At 43.7% G+C, this 2,912-nt stretch carries 3 protein-coding genes; 1 reads left to right on the forward strand and 2 read right to left on the reverse strand.

The annotated features are described in order from the left end of the window. Window positions 1-123: 123 nt before the first annotated feature. Entirely contained in the window at window positions 124-888 is a 765-nt protein-coding gene (locus tag T320_RS09670) for a hypothetical protein (protein ID WP_051608709.1), read from the forward strand. Window positions 889-1,346: 458 nt separating this feature from the next. Here the strand turns inward: T320_RS09670 and T320_RS09675 are convergent, their stop codons facing one another. Both T320_RS09675 and T320_RS09680 read right to left on the reverse strand, forming a co-directional pair. Next, entirely contained in the window at window positions 1,347-1,913 is a 567-nt protein-coding gene (locus T320_RS09675) for a winged helix-turn-helix domain-containing protein (protein WP_037355339.1), read from the reverse strand. A gap of 101 nt (window positions 1,914-2,014) precedes the next feature. Next, window positions 2,015-2,912, reverse strand: an 898-nt coding sequence (locus tag T320_RS09680) for a hypothetical protein (RefSeq protein WP_037355341.1), incomplete at its 5' end; no start/stop codon positions are given.

A 2,912-nucleotide genomic window follows, 5' to 3' on the forward strand; every position in this document is an offset into this window, starting at 1 on the left:
CGCCTTGCCTACACAGGCAAGGCGTGACTTATTTATCCAGCGTCAACTTTAAGTCTCCCCCGCCTTTTACCGATATAATCCATAAGACCGATTTATCAAAAGCGAAAAGGAGGACAAAGTGTCATGGACATACAAAGCATCCAGCAAAGTCAAGCTATACAGCCAACCTTAGGACAAGCAACAAAAACCACAAAAGCCACTAACGGCTCCTTCCTGACGATGTTTAACTCCCTGCAGGGATCATCTTCCCAGTTGGCAGATATGTGGAAAAGCTCTTTTGAAAAAAACTTTTCCCAAACCACCAGCCAATATTTTTATCATGTCATGGATGTACCAAAGATTTCTGACACCACATGGGAACATAATGACTTTCCCTATGATAAGCTGACACAGGAAAATATCGACAGCAACGTATTCAGTTGGCAACCAACACGGGGGAACCCAAACCAACTTGACGCCAAGGTACAAGCTAAGAATCAGGCCATGTTAGGAAAAAATACCATCATTGTTCCCCCCGCACTAGAAGAAAAAATGCAGCAAAATCCAAAGCTGGCGCAAAAAGTGGCTGCAAATATTGAACGGATATACGAAATACATCGCCCAATGCCTCATCTTCCCATGCCCGGCACAAAATTCTACGGCACTAAAATGTATGGCTCCGTGATTATCTTGAACGAAGATGGCGATGTAGAACACTCCTGTGTTACCAGTGGTGGCGGAATTGTCGGCCCGGACGAAAAAACATTACGTCAGTTTGAAGCCGAACAAGCCAAAAAACAAAAACGTCGAGAGGAAAAGCAACATTTAGCTCAAGAAGCCACCATTGCACATATTGACCAGCATATAGACATGATGCGATTTCTGCAACACCAAAAGGCGCACTTATGAGTTTCTCCGAAACCCGTGCTTAATCTGCCATGCTGGCAGTGAATTTGCACCCTACGGGCTTACTGATTTTAGTAATCCATTTACCGCCCTGGACGGCCTAAGCACTCGTGTCTCAATCGGCAGAATTGAGACACTCATAAGTGCGCCTTCGGAAACCACCATCCTGTATTACAAAATAATTTATACAACAAACGGCACATAGCCTACAAAAAAAGCAACGCAGTTCAGGGAGGAAACGACCGGCAAAATCCCCGAAGGGTGCATTGAGTTTCACAGAAACTCCTAGATGCACATGTAAACTCAACTGCACGAGTTTACATGACGGCATCTTGAGAAGATCCCCGAAGGGGTGCAGTGAGTTTTGTTAAAACTCCTAACTGCACATGTAAGCCGTTCTTCACGGCTCCCATGGAACGTAAGCAAAAAAAGCGGGATTTCTCCCGCTTGGACTTGTCCATTTATCCTTTTTGTTTGTTCAAACCATTTGCCACCAGTGCTTTCTGAACTGTTGTTGTAGAAATCCCCAAAGCCTTGGCAATCTCTCGAACAGTTGCTGATGGATTCTCTTTTTTATAATTGACCACTTTATGCTCTTTCGCATAATCTTTGTATCTTCCGCCACGCTTCACTCTAACCAGTTCGGCTTTGGCTGCTGACAATTCTTGCTTTAATTGAGCTATCTCCTTATCCGACTTCAATTTTCCATCAAAAAGCTCACTATGTTCTTTCCAAAGCTTTTGATAATCTTTAACCTCTTTCTCATACGCTTTCATCTGTTTGATATAATCATCAAAATAATCATTTGGGGCCTCTCCCCAAGATAGATGGAACTTTTCAGAAGAATCGTAAGCCCCCTTTTTTTCATAGTGCTTAACGACCTCATTAGCTATATACAACGCCCTCTTATAAACACTTGTCCAAAATTCTTCCGTCTCATCATCTTGAAAATAGTCTTCCCTATTCTTTATCCCTTTACGCGCCTTGCGTGTCTGGACTATCTGATTCTGTAATTCCAAAAATGTCATAGTGAACACCGCCTTTGTATTATAAAGTAATTTCTAATACAATTATAGCAGACTGATTTTGTGTTAACAAGTATTTGTTAACACAAAATCAGTCTGAAAAATTATTGCCACCACTTCAAGACAGTATGCCTAGACAAGCCCGTTGAGCGCTCACAATCTATCTTCTTGCCATCTGGATGCGCAGCTTGCCATTCTAAAACAATCTGCTGCTTACTCGGCCGTCCATCCCTGTTACGCCATGCCCCATTGGGATAATCTACTTCTTGTACTGCCCTTGCACGAACTAAGTGTAAGGCCTGCTTTCTGCCGTTCCTCTTGTTAGCTGGAACGGATATGCCACTCACACGCTCTACTTCAGCCCTGCTATACGTTACGTAACTTTCTTGATACATATTCATGGCATCCAACACATCACGCTTTGTAAAGCGATTATGCTCATCATCGCTAATTTCATCCAGAGACGGCAATAGCTCCAAAGCATCCGTTAGCACCTCATCTTCTGGAACATCACACTTCACTCCATACGCAGCTAACACAGACAAGCACCAGTACCTATGCCCCACGGAGGCTTCGCCACCTTTCAGCTTCCGAAGCCACCAATCATATAAATCACGCTTGATATGCCATCTGCCTCGGTCTTCACCTCTCACAACCCGTCTTTCATACCACTCTGGATATTTTTCCTTGGCTGCCGAAAGTTCCAAAGCCGATTTATAGCCAAAATCTGTTAAGGCCTTGCTCTTATCCATGAGGAATGTGTTCAGATACTCAATAGTAACCCGCTCACCAGTCTTAAAGGCTGTCACTATGTACCTCTTTCCTAGCTTGCTCTGTGTGCCTACCGCACGAAACCCCTGAAAAATCCCTTGATATTGAACCTGATCACGCTCTGTATAGGTACTGGTATATCTGTTCCATATCTTGGCTATCAGCTCATACTTAAAATCCCGCAACCTGTCATGCAAATGCCTATACAATGGCACAGGCTTCTCCAGCAAG

The organism is Selenomonas sp. FC4001 (genome assembly GCF_000701565.1).
Taxonomy (GTDB): domain Bacteria; phylum Bacillota; class Negativicutes; order Selenomonadales; family Selenomonadaceae; genus Selenomonas_A; species Selenomonas_A ruminantium_B.

Bases quoted from the DNA above. Each gene is read 5' to 3' on its own strand.
- T320_RS09670 (WP_051608709.1), top strand. From the start codon at position 124: ATGGACATACAAAGCATCCAGCAAAGTCAAGCTATACAGCCAACCTTA.
- T320_RS09675 (WP_037355339.1), bottom strand. From the start codon at position 1,913: ATGACATTTTTGGAATTACAGAATCAGATAGTCCAGACACGCAAGGCG.